Raw genomic sequence first — 15,569 nt, 5'->3', positions numbered from 1 at the left:
GGAACGGGCGGGCGGCGCCCACAACTCGCGCCATCCGCCCGCCCGTTGAGCCGAGCCCCGCAGGACCCCCTACGAAACGACCGCCGCGTCGGCCGACTTGGCCGAGCGATCGGCGTCGTCCCCGTCCTCCACGGCGATCCCGCGGCGCTTGGAGACGTACACGGAGCCTGCGATCACGAGGAACGCGAGCACCGAGATCGCGATGCGCACCCCGATGTTCTTGTCGTCGCCGTAGCTGAACTTGATGACCGCGGGCGCGATGAGCAGCGCGACGAGGTTCATCACCTTCAGCAGCGGGTTGATCGCCGGGCCGGCGGTGTCCTTGAACGGGTCGCCGACCGTGTCGCCGATCACCGTGGCGGCGTGGGCCTCACTGCCCTTGCCGCCGTGGTGGCCGTCCTCGACGAGTTTCTTCGCGTTGTCCCAGGCACCGCCCGAGTTCGCGAGGAAGACCGCCATCAGCGTGCCGGTGCCGATCGCGCCCGCGAGGAACGAGCCGAGCGCGCCGACGCCGAGCGTGAACCCGACCGCGATCGGCGTGAGCACGGCGAGCAGACCGGGCGTGGCCAGCTCGCGCAGCGCGTCCTTGGTGCAGATGTCGACGACGCGGCCGTACTCCGGCGTCTCGGTGTGGTCCATGATCCCGGGGTGCTCGCGGAACTGCCGCCGCACCTCGTAGACCACGGACCCCGCGGACCGTGAGACGGCGTTGATCGCGAGCCCCGAGAAGAGGAAGACGACCGCGGCGCCGACGATGAGCCCGACCAGGTTGTTGGGCTGGGAGATGTCCATCATCAGGTTCAGTGGCGCGCCCGCCCCGGAGACCTTCTCGCCCACGTCGCTCGCGGCGGTGACGATCGCGTCCCGGTACGACCCGAAGAGCGCCGACGCCGCCAGGACGGCGGTGGCGATGGCGATGCCCTTGGTGATGGCCTTGGTGGTGTTGCCCACCGCGTCCAGGTTGGTGAGCACCTGCGCGCCCGCGCCCTCGACGTCGCCGGACATCTCGGCGATGCCCTGCGCGTTGTCGGAGACCGGCCCGAAGGTGTCCATGGCGACGATCACGCCGACCGTGGTGAGCAGACCTGTGCCGGCCAGCGCCACCGCGAACAGCGCCAGCATGATCGAGGCGCCCCCGAGGAGGAACGCCCCGTACACCGCGAGACCGATCAGCAGGGCGGTGTAGACGGCCGATTCGAGGCCCAGCGAGATCCCGGCGAGGATCACGGTGGCCGGGCCGGTGAGCGAGGTCTTGCCGATGTCCGTCACGGGACGGCGGTTGGTCTCCGTGAAGTAGCCGGTCAGCTGCTGGATCAGCGCGGCGAGCACGATGCCGATGGCCACGGCGACGAGCGCGAGGATCCGCGGATCGCCGTCCTTGGCCTTGATCGCCGCGTCGGTGACGCCGTCGAGACCGCCGTAGGACGACGGCAGGTAGACGAAGACCGCGACCGCCACCAGCACGAGCGAGATCACCGCGGAGATGAAGAATCCCCGGTTGATCGCGGACATGCCGCTGCGGTCGGTCCGGCGTGGCGCCACCGCGAAGATGCCGATCATGGCGGTGATCACACCGATCGCCGGCACGAGCAGCGGGAAGGCGAGCCCGGAGTCGCCGAAGGCCGCCTTGCCGAGGATCAGCGCGGCGACCAGCGTCACGGCGTACGACTCGAAGAGGTCGGCCGCCATGCCCGCGCAGTCGCCGACGTTGTCGCCCACGTTGTCGGCGATGGTCGCGGCGTTGCGCGGGTCGTCCTCCGGGATGCCCTTCTCGACCTTGCCGACCAGGTCGGCGCCGACGTCGGCGGCCTTGGTGAAGATGCCGCCGCCGACGCGCATGAACATGGCGATGAGGGCGGCTCCGAGGCCGAATCCCTCCAGCACCTTGGGCGCGTCGGCCGCGTACACCAGCACCACGCACGAGGCGCCCAGCAGACCGAGCCCCACCGTGAACATGCCGACGACGCCGCCCGTACGGAAAGCGATCTTCATTGCTTTGTGCGAGACGGCGGTGAGATCCTTTTCCGGCTCACCCTCCGCCGGGGTCGCTTCCCGGGCCGCCGCGGCGACACGGACATTACTGCGTACGGCGAGCCACATGCCGATATAGCCGGTGGTCGCCGAGAACACCGCGCCGATCAGGAAGAAGATCGACCGTCCGGCGCGCTGATTCCAGTCGTCCGCGGGGAGCAGCAGAAGCAGGAAGAAAACGATCACGGCGAATACGCCGACCGTGCGCAACTGCCGTCCCAGATAGGCGTTGGCGCCCTCCTGGACCGCTGCCGCGATCTTCTTCATGCTGTCCGTGCCCTCACCGGCCGCGAGCACCTCGCGGACCAGGATGCCCGCGACCACGAGCGCGGCCAGCGCCACGAGGCCGATCACCATCACGAGGATGCGGTTGTCGTCGGTCAGAACTGCGGCTGCGAAGGTTGTGGGGTGGTCAAACTGCTGAGGGGTAGAAAGCCCCGCCATTCGTCCTCCTTGACGCCTGTGCTGAGCTCAAGATGTGGACGGATTGTAGGTACCGGAACCTGATCAAAACAGAGCGCGGCAAACGGAATTGGCCTTCGCATAGTAATGCCTTGAAAGCATTGGTGCTTGATCAAATTATCGGGGCACCGGGAAGCATTGATCGTGAATTGATTCACGAATTCAGTCGCGCCGGGGATACACCGGGGGACACATCCGGGAAGACACCCCGGCCGCCCTCTCTCGGAAATGCCGAAGGGCCCTGCTCAGCAGGGCCCTTCGGCTGTGACGTGCGGCGGGTCTTGTGTTGTACGGCGGGTCTCAGGAAAGCGTCGTGGCCGGCGGTGTCGTCGGCCAGGTCATACGGATCGAGCCGCCGTGCTCCCCGGCGGTGACCTCGACGTCGTCGACGAGCCCGCTGATGACAGCGAGGCCCATCTCGTCCTCCTCGGTCTCCGCGTCCGGGTCGGAGCCCAGCGCCCCGGGCGCCTTGTCGCCGGGGGCCGAGCGTGGTGCCTCGTCGCCGACCTCGATGGAGAACTGCTTCTCCTCCTCGATCAGCAGCACCTTCACCGGGGCGGTGATCCCACTGCTCTGGTGCAGCCCGACGGCGCGGGAACAGGCCTCGCCCACGGCGAGTCTGACCTCGTCGAGTACGGCCTCGTCCACTCCGGCCCTGCGCGCCACCGCTGCCGCCACCAGACGGGCGGTCCTGACGTGCTCGGGCAGCGCGCTGAAGCGGAGTTCAACGGTGGCCATGCATCCCCCTCGGGACTACGGGCGTGCTGTCGGAGGGCCGGGCCGCCGAAAGCCCGGTCCGCCGGTCGTCTATACGGCCGATCGGGGAGCGGTCTCACACCGCTCCCTGAACGGTCGGTCAGTCGGTGGCCGCCACCGCTTCCTCGACCGAGGTGTGAATCGGGAACACCTTGGTGAGGCCGGTGATACGGAAGATCTTCAGAATGCGCTCCTGGTTGCAGACCAGGCGCAGCGAGCCCTCGTGGGCACGCACCCGCTTCAGGCCGCCGACCAGCACGCCGAGCCCGGTGGAGTCGAGGAAGTCGACTCCCTCCATGTCCACGACGAGGTGGAAACTCCCGTCGTTCACCAGCTCGACCAGCTGTTCGCGCAACTTGGGCGCGGTATATACGTCGATTTCGCCACCGACCTCGACGACCGTACGATCGCCGACGGTACGGGTCGACAGGGACAGGTCCACGGATCCTCCAGCACCTTGCTATCGAGCGGTCATCCCATGGGACACCTCGGCAGAGCCCCCAGGACGGTTCGCCAGCCGCGATGGCATTCAATCACTTACCGCAGGGCGTGCACGACGCCTTGGCTCCATTGTCCGTCACGCCAGTGACACACTCGGTGCCGATGGCCAAGAATCAGCGAACCGATCGACCCTCGGCGGACACCGTGTCCGGCCTCTCGCCGAGCACGGTTCTGGACCGGCTGGCGTCGGGACCGAGCCGGGCTTCGCGCATCACTCATACGGAGCACTTGCCCCCACGTGAGGGCCGCCATGCCGTCTGGCCTGACCGGATTCGCGCGGAGGTGATCGCCACCGTCCAGGAAGCCGGTGTCGAACACCCCTGGGCCCATCAGGCACAGGCGGCCGAGCACGCCCTGGACGGCGAGTCAGTGATCGTTGCCACAGGCACCGCCTCGGGCAAGTCGCTGGCTTATCTGGTACCGGTCCTCTCGACGCTCCTGGACGGCTCCGAGGCGCCGAACGGCCGCGGCGCCACCGCGCTCTACCTGGCCCCCACGAAAGCCCTGGCAGCCGACCAGCTGCGTTCCGTGAAGGAACTTTCACAACCTCTGGGCAATGCGGTTCGCCCGGCCGTGTACGACGGCGACACCCCGTTCGAGGAACGCGAGTGGGTCCGCCAGTACGCCAACTACGTCCTGACCAACCCCGACATGCTCCACCGGGGCATACTGCCCTCGCACCCGCGCTGGTCCTCCTTCCTGAAGTCCCTGAAGTACGTCGTCATCGACGAGTGCCACACCTACCGGGGCGTCTTCGGCTCCCACGTCGCCCAGGTGCTGCGCCGGCTGCGCCGCCTCTGCGCCCGCTACGGCTCCTCCCCCGTCTTCCTCCTCGCCTCCGCCACCGCCGCCGAGCCCTCCGTCGCCGCCCGCCGCCTCACCGGCCTCCCGGTCGTCGAGGTCGCCGACGACGCCTCACCGCGCGGTGAGCTGGTGTTCGCCCTCTGGGAGCCCCCGCTCACCGAACTCCACGGCGAGAAGGGCGCCCCGGTCCGCCGCACGGCCACCGCCGAGACCGCCGACCTGCTGACCGACCTCGCCGTCCAGGGCGTCCGCTCGGTGGCCTTCGTACGGTCGCGGAGGGGCGCCGAGCTGATCGCGCTCATCGCCCAGGAACGCCTCGCCGAGGTCGACCGCTCGCTGTCCCGGCGGGTCGCCGCCTACCGCGGCGGCTACCTCCCCGAGGAACGCCGCGCCCTCGAACGCGCCCTCCACTCCGGCGAGTTGCTCGGCCTCGCCGCCACCACCGCCCTCGAACTCGGCATCGACGTCTCGGGATTGGACGCCGTCCTGATCGCCGGCTACCCCGGCACCCGCGCCTCCCTGTGGCAGCAGGCGGGCCGCGCCGGACGCTCCGGCCGAGGAGCGCTCGCCGTTCTGATCGCCCGCGATGACCCTCTGGACACCTTCCTCGTCCACCACCCGGAGGCCCTCTTCGACCAGCCGGTCGAGTCCACCGTCCTGGACCCGGACAACCCGTACGTCCTGGCCCCCCACCTGTGCGCGGCGGCAGCGGAACTCCCGCTCACCGAAGAGGACCTGGACCTCTTCGGCCCGGCGACGGCGGACCTCCTCCCCCAGCTGGAGTCCGCGAAGCTGCTCCGCCGCCGGGCGAAGGCCTGGCACTGGACGCGCCGCGAACGGGCCGCCGACCTCACCGACATCCGCGGCGGGGGCGGGCGCCCGGTCCAGGTCGTCGAGAACGGCACCGGCCGCCTCCTGGGCACGGTCGACGAGGCCGCCTCCCACGCGTCCGTCCACGAGGGCGCCGTCCACCTCCACCAGGGCCGCACGTACCTGGTGCGCTCCCTGGACCTGGAGGACTCGGTGGCCCTGGTCGAGGAGGCCAGCCCGCCCTACTCGACGGTCGCCCGCGACACCACGGCCATCTCCGTCCTGGAGACGGACGTCGAAATCCCGTGGGGCCAGGGCCGGTTGTGCTACGGCTCCGTCGAAGTCACCAACCAGGTCGTCTCCTTCCTCCGCCGACGGGTCATCACCGGCGAGGTCCTGGGCGAATCCAAACTCGACCTCCCTCCACGCACCCTCCGCACCCGCGCCGTCTGGTGGACGGTCACGGAGGACCAGCTCGACGCCGCCCGCATCAACCCCGAGATCCTCGGCGGCGCCCTCCACGCCGCCGAACACGCCTCGATCGGCATGCTTCCTCTCTTCGCCACCTGCGACCGCTGGGACATCGGCGGCGTCTCCGTCCCGCTCCACCCCGACACCCTGCTCCCCACGGTCTTCGTCTACGACGGCCACCCCGGCGGCGCGGGCTTCGCGGAACGCGCCTTCCACACGGCCCGCGCCTGGCTCACCGCCACCCGCGAGGCCATCGCCGCCTGCGAATGCGACGCCGGCTGCCCGTCGTGCATCCAGTCCCCCAAGTGCGGCAACGGCAACGAACCGCTGCACAAGCGGGGGGCCGTGCGGCTGCTCACGGAACTGTTGCGGGGAGCGCCGGAGGGGGCTGGGGCCGGTGAGGTGCCGGGCGATGTGCCGGGGGAGGCGTCAGGGGCGCCCGGCGAGCGGGTGGGCGGGGTCTGACGGGCAGCACGGCACAGGCGGCCCGCAACGCCGCCGCACGGCATCGGTAGACATCGGCTCAGGGCACGGGTGCGGGTACCGGTGGCACGGATGCCCACGGTGCCGGTGTCTGTGCCGGTGCCGGTGCCGCAGGGGGCAGGGAGGGCACCGGTACCGCAGGGGGCGGTGAGGGCAGCGGTGTCGCCGCCGGCCCCGCAGGTCCCGCCCGTGACCTCACCTCCGTCGCGAACGGTCCCCCGCCCGCCGACGCCGTCACGTCCGACGTCTCACCCACGATCGCGCACCGCACGATCCGGACTCCCTGCGCCCGCGCCACCCGCTCCGCCCGCGCGCAGGCCCCCGCACCGCCCTCGGCCCAGTGGTCGGCCGCCGCCAGCGCCGCGAGATCCGCACCGCCGGCCGCACGATGCCGGGCCACGACGGCCTGCCCCAGAGCCAGCACCACCCCGAACACGACACACATCACGGCCATCCCACCAAGGCTCCACACGGTGGCGGACCCACGATCCGAGCCCCGGGATCTCCTACGCCGCCCCCGCGCCGACACCACACACCGCCCCGCCGCGATCCACCGCCTCACGGCACCGCCCTCCCCTCGCCCACCGTCTCCTCCGCCAACGCCACGGCCTCCTCGCGCACTTCGAAGGGCAGCCCGCTCAACACCGGGGGTTTCGCGACGACGACCACATGGACCTGGTCGCCCTCCCGGCCGACCGTGACCTTCGCGTCACGCGGCGCCGTGTCCCGGACCACCTGGACAACCGCGTCGGCGGGATCCTGCCGAGCCGCCGCCCGAGCACCCGAACGGGCCGCGTCCACGCACTGGATCTGCGCGGCCACCACCAGCAGCCCCCACACCAGCGCCATCGCGAACATCACCAGCACCGGCAGCACCACGGCCGCCTCCGCCGTCACGAACCCCCGGTCCCCGCCCCGGCGTTCACACCTGCGCATCGAGAGCCCGCTTCACGATGCTCTGCAACTCCGCGCTGACCGCGCCGCTGGTCACCACCTTGTAGAGCACCACCGCGAACGCCACCGCCGCGACCAGCCCCATCGCGTACTCGGCGGTGGCCATCCCGGCGTCCCTGCGCGCCGCCGCACCCCACCGCTCCCGCACCGCTCGCACGCCCCGCACCGCCACTGCCTGCACCGCTTGCATCGCCTGCACTGCCTTGTACATCTCAACCCCCGTGAGGTTCCCGTCAGTTCACTTGCTTGCTTCGCTTGGTTGCTTGCTTCACTTGATTGCCGGCTTCGCTTGCTTCACTTGTTTCGCTTGCTTGGTGAGTCGTCGTTCGTCGTACGCCCGTCACCGCCGTGCTCCTCCCGTCAGCCGCCACCCCCTCCCGCCGCACCGCCCGCGAGCCCGATCACCACGGGCAGTACGCCGACCGCGATGAACGCGGGCAGAAAACAGAGCCCCACCGGCGCGGTGATCAGAACGGCCGCCCGCCGAGCCCGTGCCGTCGCGGTACGGGTCCACTCGGCGCGAGCCTCCGCCGCGAGCCGCGCTACCGGTCCGGCGGCGGGCAGCCCCGACTCATCGGCCCGTTCAAGTAACCGGGCCAACGGCCCCGCGCCCGGAAGCGCGGCCAACCTCCGCCAGGCATCGGCCGGTTCGCCGCCGAGCCGCACCTCAGCCGCGGCCCGCGCCAGCCGCTCCCCCACGGGCCCCGAGAGCGCCTCGCCCACCGCCTGGGACGCGATCACCGGCGAGGCCCCGGCGGCGATGCAGGCGGCCAGCAGATCGGCGGCAAGGGGGAGTTGGCGGGCGGCGGTGGCGGCATCGCGCTCGGCACCGGTGTCCCCGGCCGCCTGCCGGCGCCGCCACTGCCACAGCCCGCCGGCGAGAACCCCGCCGACCACGGCGCCGGCAACGCCGCCGACCACCACCCACCCGGCCCCCACCACACCGGCCACGGGCAACCACCGCCGAGCGACGTCCCGCACCGCGAACCCCGGCCTGTTGGGCACCCCTTCCGGAACTTCGTGGACCGCCCGCGCTGCTCGCGCTTCCCGCATTTCCCGAAGCAGCAGCTCGGCCAACCTCCGCCGCGCCCTCCGCTCACGCCGCACCCCGTCCAGCCACCACGCAAGCCACCCCACGGCCAGCACCGCCGCCAGGGCCACCCCCAGACTGTGGACAACTTCCGCACCCATACGACCTCCTGCCTCCGACCACCAACACCGACTCCGGCCAACTACCGCCGCCACCAACCCGACTCCGACTCCGACCCGCGCCCCACCACCGCTCACATCACCTCCACCCCCCGCACAATCCGCATCGCCCACCACAGCCCCACGCCCTCCAGCAACCCCCCGACCAGCAGGCACCCCAACCCCGCCCCGCTGTGCAGCAGCACCCGCAACGGATCCGCGCCCATCGCCGCACCCAGCAACAGCCCGAGCACCGGCAACCCGGCGAGCATCACGGCGGTCGCCCGCGCCCCCGCCAACTGGGCCCGCAAGTCAGCCCGTTGGTCTCGGTCGGCACGCAACGCCCCTTCGAGCCGGTCGAGTCCCGCCGCGAGCCCGGCGCCCTGGTCCACGGCGACCCGCCAACACGCGGCCAGCCCCAACAGCCCCTCCGCGCCCGGCTGTCGCGCCGCCGAGGTGAGCGCGCCCGGCACATCTCCGCCGAACCGCGCCGCCGCCAACACCCCGGCCTGCGCCTCCCCGAGCCCGCCGGAGTCCTGCGCCGCCCGCAGCAACGCCTCCCCCGGCTGCCGCCCGGCCCGCACCTCGCCCGCGAGCGTCGAACACAGCGCGATCACCGCGTCCCCCCGCGCCTCCCCGGCCCGACGCGCCTCCCCGGCGATCCGCACCCGCCGCAGCAACGGCACTCCGACCGCCCCCGCGACGACCGGAACCACCGAGGCCCCCAGCACCGCGACCACCAGCCCGATCCCCAGCGCCCACCACTCGACCTGCAACCGCCCCCTGATCCGGCGCAGTTCACCGAAGGCGCGCTCCCAGGACGGCGGTCCTACGCCCACGCCTCCACTGCCCGCGAACAGCAACTCGGCCCGCCGAGATCCGGGTTGTCGCCCGCCCATCAGCCACACCAGAACCCCGGCACACACCACGACCACCCCGCCCGACACCTCACCCATCACCACTCCCACTCGCCGCCACCACGCCCGATCCCGGACCCACGCCCGTCATGACTCCGCCCGACTCCGGGGCCACCAACTCCCGCACCACGCCAACCCACTGACCCACCGGCTCACCCCTAACTCCCCTCACCGCCGCCCCGAATCAGCCCCCGCAACCGCTCCCACCCCCGCTCGTACGCGAACGCCTCCACCCCCCACCGCAACGCCGGCACCGTCCGCACCAGCCCCGACCCGTCCCGCTCCAGGACATGGACCTCGGCGATCCGTCGCCGCCCGGCCCGGTCCCGTACGAGATGCAGGACCACCGACAGCGCGGCCGCCAACTGGCTGTGCAGCGCGGCCCGGTCGAGGCCCGCAGCCGTACCCAGGGCCTCCAGGCGGGCCGGTACGTCTGCCGCCGCGTTCGCGTGGACCGTGCCGCAGCCGCCCTCGTGGCCCGTGTTGAGGGCCGCGAGGAGGTGGACGACCTCAGGGCCGCGCACCTCGCCGACGACCAGCCGGTCCGGTCGCATCCGGAGGGCCTGGCGGACGAGGTCCTGGAGCGTGACGAGTCCGGCGCCCTCCTGGTTGGCGGGTCTGCTCTCCAGCCGTACGACGTGGGGGTGGTCCGGCCTCAACTCCGCCGAGTCCTCGGCCAGTACGACCCGCTCGCCCGGTCCGACGAGCCCCAGCAGCGCGCTCAGCAAGGTCGTCTTGCCGCTGCCCGTGCCGCCGCTGATCAGGAACGAGAGCCGTGCCTCGATCAGCGCCCGCAGGATGCGGTCCCCGCCCGGCGGCACCGTGCCCGCCGTGACCAGTTCGCCGAGCGTGAACGCGCGCGGTCGTACGACACGCAGCGACAGGCAGGTGCAGCCGACGGCCACCGGGGGCAGGACCGCGTGCAGCCGGGTCCCGTCGGGCAGCCGGGCGTCGGCCCAGGGGCGGGCGTCGTCCAGCCTGCGTCCGGCCACCGCGGCCAGGCGCTGCGCGAGGCGCCGGACGGCCGCCGCGTCCGGGAAGGAGACGCCGGTCAGCTCCAGGCCGCCGCCCCGGTCGACCCACACCCGGTCCGGGGCCGACACGAGGACGTCGGTCACGGAAGGGTCGGCGAGCAGGGGCTCCAGCGGCCCGCTGCCCACCAGCTCGGACCTCAACTGCTCTGCGGCGCCCAGCACTTCGGCGTCCCCCAGCACCCGCCCCTGCTCCCGCAGCGCCTGCGCGACCCGCGCGGGAGTCGGCTCACCCCCGCTCTCGGCCAGCCACCGCCGCACACCGTCGAGCAACCCTGCGGGCATCTCCGGCCCACTGCTCGCCCCGGCGCCACCCACGGCAGTACCTCCGGAAGGGCCGCCACCGCTCCCCACCAGCCCCCTCATGCGCCACCCGCCTCGACCAGTGCCCGCTCCAGGAACTCCCGGCAGAACCGGGCCAGCGGCCCCTTCCCCGCCGTCCCCGGTGGGGACTTGCCCTCGTGCGGCCGGAGCAGCCCGGACTCCGCGGGCACCTCTCCGACGAGGGGCAGGGCGAGGAGGCGGGCCACCTCGCGGTCGTCGAGGCCGGGGGCGTACGGGCCGCGTACGGCCACGCGGAGGTCGCGCAGGACCATGCCGACGGCGGACGCGACCCGGCCGGCCGCCGCGACGGCGCGGAGTTCGGCGGGGACCACCAGGAGGCCCACGTCGAGTTGGGCCAGGGCCTCGGCGACGCCGTCGTCGATGCGGCGGGGCAGGTCGACCACGACCGTGCCACCGCGCCTCCTGGCCGCCGCGAGCACCGCCCGTACCGCCTGCGGCGGGATGGCGACGCAGTCGCCGCGGTCCCAGCTGAGCACCCGGAGGGAGTGCAGTTCGGGGAGCGACTCCTCCAGGGCGCCGCCGCCTACCCGGCCGCGCGAGGCGGCGAACGCGGGCCAGCGCAGGCCCTCCGCCGTCTCACCGCCGAGGAGTACGTCGAGTCCGCCGCCCAGCGGATCCGCGTCCACCAGGAGGGTGCGCAGCCCCTCACGCGCGGAGGTGACGGCGAGCGCGCAGGCCAGCGTGGACGCCCCGGCCCCGCCACGGCCGCCGATGACGCCCACGGTGAGCGCGGGGCGGCCGACGCCCTCGGCGACGTCGGCGATGCGGTCGACGAGCCACTGCTCGCCGTCGGGCAGCATCAGGACGTGATCGGCGCCGATCTCGACGGCCCGCCGCCAGACCCCGGAGTCGTCCTGGTCGCGGCCGACCAGCACCACCCCGCGTCGGCGGGCGGCTCCGCGCATCCGTCGGACCGCGTCGTCGCCGACCAGGACGAGCGGTGCCGTCTCCCAGTCGCCCCTGCGCTCCGGCACCCCGTGGTGGACCTCGGGTGTCGCGCCGGCCGCCGCGCACAGGCGCAGCAGGTCGTCGAGGAGCTCGGCGTCCTCGGTGACGATCAGGGGTCCGCCCTGTCGCCCTCCGGCGGCCGGCCGCGGATCGCCTGTGACAGTTCCGGCCATGTTTTCCATCCCCCATCGATGTCTCTCGCGTCACCCCTGCGGCCACGCGATTCCCAAACGTGCGGAGAACCGGTGATCGGCCCTTTATGCACGGCCGACAGAAACCGGCCAAACGCGTCCGACAAACGGAACGGGCCCATGAACTCGCCGCGAGCGAGGACGCGTTGGAATCACGGTGCGGGCATCGCGGAAATCGTGTGGATCTTGGTCGAAAACTGTGGACAACTCAGGGCCTGTGAATATCGCCTTCACCCATACCGGTGACCCCTGTACTGGCCTCTGTACGAGTTCCACAGCGCAGTCCGCAAACTACGCACAGTGACGGTTTCCGGGCATGAAAAAAGGCGGCACCAGCCGCCTCGGGTCGGTCTCACGACCGCACGCAGGGAGCGAAAACGCGTCCGGACATGCGACGACCCCCACCGGGGGGGAGAGTGGGGGTCGTCTTCACGGCCGACTCGGGGGGGGAGGAGCCGGACCGCGTTAGCACGGTCGCGAACGATCCGTGACTTCCATGGTGTACCCGAGAGGCCTCTCAGGCAAACCCACGCGCCTCACCTTACGCCGAATGGGCTGCGCCTATGCTCTGGGTTGTGGAAAACCACTCCTTGCCCCGCACAGCAGCCTTCTTTGACCTGGACAAGACGGTCATTGCGAAGTCGAGCACGCTCACCTTCGGCAAGTCCTTCTACCAAGGCGGACTGATCAACCGGAGGGCCGCCCTGCGGACCGCCTATGCGCAGTTCGTCTTCCTCGCCGGCGGCGCGGACCACGACCAGATGGAGCGGATGCGCAAGTACCTGTCCGCGCTCTGTCGCGGCTGGAACGTCCAGCAGGTCAAGGAGATCGTCGCCGAGACGCTGCACGACCTGATCGACCCGATCATCTACGACGAGGCGGCCTCGCTCATCGAGGAGCACCACTCGGCCGGCCGGGACGTGGTGATCGTGTCCACGTCGGGCGCCGAGGTGGTCGAGCCGATCGGTGAACTCCTGGGCGCGGACCGGGTGGTGGCGACCCGCATGGTCGTGGGCGACGACGGCTGCTTCACCGGAGAGGTGGAGTACTACGCGTACGGCCCGACGAAGGCCGAGGCGATCAGGGAATTGGCGCAGTCCGAGGGGTACGACCTCGACCGCTGCTTCGCCTACAGCGACTCGGCGACGGACGTGCCGATGCTGGAGTCCGTGGGCCACCCGCACGCCGTGAACCCGGACCGCACTCTGCGCCGCGAGGCACTCGCGCGCGGGTGGCCGATTCTGGACTTCAACCGTCCGGTGCGGCTCAAGCAGCGACTGCCCACGCTCTCCGTACCGCCCCGTCCCGCGCTGGTCGTGGCCGCGGCGGTGGGTGCGGCGGCGGCCACGGCGGGGCTCGTCTGGTACGCGAGCCGGCGTAAAGCGACGGCCGTTTAGGGCGTTTGGTGACCCTTTGAACGTAAAAGTAAAGAAGCGCGGCGAGGGGTTCCGCTTCCTCCGGGCCAGGAGTACAAAGGATTCAACGGCCCGCGAGACCAAGGACATCCGAAAGGATCACCTTAAATACCGCATTTGGCCCCACGGACCGCGCATGAACACCGAGCACCCACGCGACGTCGACCCGTCGATTACGGGCCAGCCGCACCAGGTGACGGGCCACGTTCCCGACCTGATGGGCAAAATTTCGAGGACGCTTGGTAACCCGGTGGCTCATGCCAGCGGCGGTACGAATCCTCGTACCGCCGCACCCTTGTGATCGCCCCCCAATAGGGGGCCTTTTTCATACGGGGACCGGCTGCTAAGCGGCGCCGCGCTGCAGCGCCTCGCACACCGCCGTCGACTCGCGCGCCCCCAGCTCGACCGCCCTGCCGCAGTGCGCGATCCAGGCGGCCATGCCCTCCGGGGTGCCCGACACGTATCCGTCCAGTGCGGCGAGGTAGGCCGCGCGCCCCAGTTCGGCGTGGCCGACCTCCGCCGGGCAGACGGACTTCGGGTCGAGGCCGCTGCCGATGAGGACGATCCGCTCGGCGGTGCGCGCGATCAGGCCGTTGCGGGAGGTGAAGGGGCGCAGGGCGAGCAGTTCGCCGTGCACGACGGCGGCCGTCACCAGCGCCGGTGCCGAGCCGCCCGCGATGATCAGGTCCGCGAGCCCGTCCAGCCGCCCGGAGACCTCGGCCGCGCCCGGCAACGCCAGTTCGACGAGCGGCTCGTGCACGGCCTCCCCCTGCTGCCGCGGCCGGCCGACCGCGTCGTCGGCGCTCGCGGCCGCCACCAGGTGCAGCCGGGCGAGCACCCGGAGGGGCGACTGCCGCCAGATGGACAGCAGTTGGCCCGCCTCGGCGGACAGCCGGAGGGCCGCGCCCATGGTGCGGGCTTCCTCGTCGCCGCTGAAGTCGGTACGCCGGCGCACCTCTTCGAGGGCCCAGTCGGCACCGGACAGCGCGGCCGAACCGCGGGCGCCGCGCAGGGCGGCCTCGGCGGTGAGCTCGTTGCTGCGACGCCGCATGACCCGGTGCCCGTAGACCCGGTCCACGGCCTTGCGCATGGACTCCACGGCCTCGGGAACTCCGGGCAGGGTGCCCAGGGCCGCGAGCGGATCGGCGGTCGCATCTGTCGTACTCATGAGTACGACAGTAGCCATCCCCGGGGTCCGCCCCACGATGGAGTGGTCTTCTTCACGCACACCTGCCACGCAAAGCAACGACTCGACTACGCTTCGTGAACATGAAAATTGCTTTCGTCGGGAAGGGCGGCAGCGGGAAGACCACCCTGTCCTCCCTGTTCATCCGCCACCTCGCGGCCACCGGCCAGCCCGTCGTCGCCGTCGACGCCGACATCAACCAGCACCTGGGCCCCGCCCTCGGCCTGGACGAGGCGGAGGCCGCCGCACTGCCCGCACTCGGCGAACACCTCCCCCTGATCAAGGACCACCTGCGCGGCACCAACCCGCGCATCGCCTCCGCCGACACGATGATCAAGACGACCCCGCCCGGCGAGGGCTCCCGGCTGCTGCGGGTGCGCGAGGACAACCCGGTCTACGACGCCTGCGCACGGCCGGTGGAACTCGACGGCGGAGCCGTCCGTTTGATGGTCACGGGCCCCTTCACCGACGCCGACCTGGGGGTCTCCTGCTACCACTCCAAGACGGGAGCGGTGGAGCTGTGCCTGAACCACCTGGTGGACGGGCGCGACGAGTTCGTCGTGGTGGACATGACGGCGGGCTCGGACTCCTTCGCCTCCGGCATGTTCACCCGCTTCGACATCACGTTCCTGGTGGCCGAGCCGACCCGGAAGGGGGTCTCCGTCTATCGCCAGTACAAGGAGTACGCCCGTGACTTCGGAATCGTCCTGAAGGTCGTCGGCAACAAGGTGCGGGACCAGGACGACCTCGACTTCCTCCGCGCCGAGGTCGGGGACGACCTGCTCGTGACAGTGGGGCACTCGGACTGGGTGCGCGCCATGGAGAAGGGCCGGCCGCCCCGGTTCGAGCTCCTGGAGGACGCCAATCGCCGCGCCCTGCGCCTGCTGGAGATCGCCGCCGACGCCACGTACGAACTGCGGGACTGGGAGCGGTACACGCGCCAGACCGTGCACTTCCATCTGAAGAACGCGCAGAGCTGGGGCAACGAGCGCACCGGGGTCGACCTGGCGGCGCAGGTCGACCCCGGTTTCGTGCTCGGCGAGAGCGTCACCGCCACCGCGTGACGCCACGCGCGC

The 15,569-nt window shown here is 71.6% G+C and carries 14 protein-coding genes; 3 read left to right on the top strand and 11 right to left on the bottom strand.

Annotated elements, in window-relative coordinates:
• Positions 1 to 69: 69 nt before the first annotated feature.
• The 3 genes from ACIPTO_RS34300 to bldG all read right to left on the bottom strand — a co-directional run bounded on the left by ACIPTO_RS34300 (position 70) and on the right by bldG (position 3,691).
• Positions 70 to 2,475: a sodium-translocating pyrophosphatase gene (locus ACIPTO_RS34300; RefSeq protein ID WP_401198617.1), complete on the bottom strand. Its 2,406-nt coding sequence runs from the start codon at positions 2,473 to 2,475 to the stop codon at positions 70 to 72.
• 318 nt (positions 2,476 to 2,793) lie between these two features.
• A complete protein-coding gene (locus tag ACIPTO_RS34295) occupies positions 2,794 to 3,231 on the bottom strand; it encodes an ATP-binding protein (protein WP_401198615.1) in 438 nt (145 codons plus the stop codon).
• A gap of 118 nt (positions 3,232 to 3,349) precedes the next feature.
• A complete protein-coding gene (gene bldG, locus ACIPTO_RS34290) occupies positions 3,350 to 3,691 on the bottom strand; it encodes an anti-sigma factor antagonist BldG (protein WP_003975386.1) in 342 nt (113 codons plus the stop codon).
• A gap of 80 nt (positions 3,692 to 3,771) precedes the next feature.
• On the opposite strand from bldG, the gene ACIPTO_RS34285 reads away from it, so the two are divergent.
• Positions 3,772 to 6,300, top strand: coding sequence for a DEAD/DEAH box helicase (locus ACIPTO_RS34285; protein WP_401198613.1), 2,529 nt, complete (start codon positions 3,772 to 3,774; stop codon positions 6,298 to 6,300).
• A 58-nt stretch (positions 6,301 to 6,358) separates the two neighbouring features.
• Here the strand turns inward: ACIPTO_RS34285 and ACIPTO_RS34280 are convergent, their stop codons facing one another.
• The 7 genes from ACIPTO_RS34280 to ssd form a co-directional block, all read right to left on the bottom strand.
• Positions 6,359 to 6,772 carry an Rv3654c family TadE-like protein gene (locus ACIPTO_RS34280; protein ID WP_401198611.1) on the bottom strand — a complete coding sequence of 138 codons (414 nt, stop codon included), beginning with the start codon at positions 6,770 to 6,772 and terminating at the stop codon, positions 6,359 to 6,361.
• Positions 6,773 to 6,876: 104 nt separating this feature from the next.
• Positions 6,877 to 7,254 carry a TadE family type IV pilus minor pilin gene (locus ACIPTO_RS34275; protein WP_401198609.1) on the bottom strand — a complete coding sequence of 126 codons (378 nt, stop codon included), beginning with the start codon at positions 7,252 to 7,254 and terminating at the stop codon, positions 6,877 to 6,879.
• Positions 7,241 to 7,483, bottom strand: coding sequence for a DUF4244 domain-containing protein (locus ACIPTO_RS34270; RefSeq protein ID WP_401198607.1), 243 nt, complete (start codon positions 7,481 to 7,483; stop codon positions 7,241 to 7,243). The genes ACIPTO_RS34275 and ACIPTO_RS34270 overlap by 14 nt, the downstream gene beginning before the upstream one ends.
• A gap of 149 nt (positions 7,484 to 7,632) precedes the next feature.
• Positions 7,633 to 8,463 (bottom strand): type II secretion system F family protein, encoded by an 831-nt coding sequence (locus ACIPTO_RS34265; RefSeq protein WP_401198605.1) that lies wholly within the window; start codon positions 8,461 to 8,463, stop codon positions 7,633 to 7,635.
• A gap of 92 nt (positions 8,464 to 8,555) precedes the next feature.
• The gene (locus ACIPTO_RS34260) at positions 8,556 to 9,416 is read right to left on the bottom strand and encodes a type II secretion system F family protein (protein ID WP_401198603.1); all 861 of its coding nucleotides are present in this window, start codon (positions 9,414 to 9,416) and stop codon (positions 8,556 to 8,558) included.
• Positions 9,417 to 9,535: 119 nt separating this feature from the next.
• The gene (locus ACIPTO_RS34255; protein ID WP_401198602.1) at positions 9,536 to 10,693 is read right to left on the bottom strand and encodes a TadA family conjugal transfer-associated ATPase; all 1,158 of its coding nucleotides are present in this window, start codon (positions 10,691 to 10,693) and stop codon (positions 9,536 to 9,538) included.
• Positions 10,694 to 10,770: 77 nt separating this feature from the next.
• A complete protein-coding gene (gene ssd / locus ACIPTO_RS34250) occupies positions 10,771 to 11,874 on the bottom strand; it encodes a septum site-determining protein Ssd (RefSeq protein WP_401198601.1) in 1,104 nt (367 codons plus the stop codon).
• 581 nt (positions 11,875 to 12,455) lie between these two features.
• Here ssd and ACIPTO_RS34245 point away from each other — a divergent pair.
• Positions 12,456 to 13,289: an HAD family hydrolase gene (locus ACIPTO_RS34245; RefSeq protein WP_401198599.1), complete on the top strand. Its 834-nt coding sequence runs from the start codon at positions 12,456 to 12,458 to the stop codon at positions 13,287 to 13,289.
• A 361-nt stretch (positions 13,290 to 13,650) separates the two neighbouring features.
• Here ACIPTO_RS34245 and ACIPTO_RS34240 read toward each other — a convergent pair whose 3' ends face one another.
• The gene (locus ACIPTO_RS34240) at positions 13,651 to 14,475 is read right to left on the bottom strand and encodes an oxidoreductase (RefSeq protein WP_366322345.1); all 825 of its coding nucleotides are present in this window, start codon (positions 14,473 to 14,475) and stop codon (positions 13,651 to 13,653) included.
• Between the two features lie 101 nt (positions 14,476 to 14,576).
• On the opposite strand from ACIPTO_RS34240, the gene ACIPTO_RS34235 reads away from it, so the two are divergent.
• Positions 14,577 to 15,557 (top strand): ATP-binding protein, encoded by a 981-nt coding sequence (locus tag ACIPTO_RS34235; protein WP_366322347.1) that lies wholly within the window; start codon positions 14,577 to 14,579, stop codon positions 15,555 to 15,557.
• Positions 15,558 to 15,569: the final 12 nt, after the last annotated feature.

Source organism: Streptomyces sp. NPDC090083, from assembly GCF_044747445.1.
Lineage (GTDB): Bacteria > Actinomycetota > Actinomycetes > Streptomycetales > Streptomycetaceae > Streptomyces.
This window is presented reverse-complemented; position numbering and strand designations above follow the sequence as displayed.